1 pseudogene is annotated in these 423 nt (G+C 67.4%); it reads right to left on the bottom strand.

Features of this window, described 5'->3' with window-relative positions:
* Positions 1 to 250 (bottom strand): annotated as a pseudogene (locus FMN52_RS19725) (U32 family peptidase); the annotation flags it as partial.
* Positions 251 to 423: the final 173 nt, after the last annotated feature.

Below are 423 nucleotides of genomic sequence, written 5' to 3'. Positions count from 1 at the left end.
CCTGGTCCACCGCGCGCTGCCAGCGCTCCCAGCCCTGCGCGCTGGAATAGGTGTTGACCGCTACGTAGAGCTGCCGCCCGGCCTCGTGGACTCGCCGCAGGCCTTCCTGCAACTGGCGTTCGTCAAGGTTGAGGCCGGCGAAATGGCGGGCGTTGGTGTCGTCGCGGAAACCGACGTAGATGGCATCGGCGCCCTGTCGCAGGGCCGACTTCAAGGCGGGCAGGCTGCCCGCCGGACAGACCAGTTGCATGGGGTTGCTCCTCTGGCGAAAAACGCGCTCCGCGGCAGTGGGCAACCCCGGGGCACAGGCGCCACACTCTAGAAAGACGCTCCCGGTCGGCGCTTGACCGGGATCAAGAAGGCCTCAGGCCATCAGTGCGGAGAACGGCAGAAAGTCGATCGCATCACCCACGCCCAGGGTGG

Source organism: Marinobacter sp. BW6 (genome assembly GCF_008107725.1).
Classification (GTDB): Bacteria; Pseudomonadota; Gammaproteobacteria; order Pseudomonadales; family Oleiphilaceae; genus Marinobacter.
Note: the sequence above shows the minus strand (reverse complement) of the source record. Positions and strands in the feature narration are given on the sequence as shown.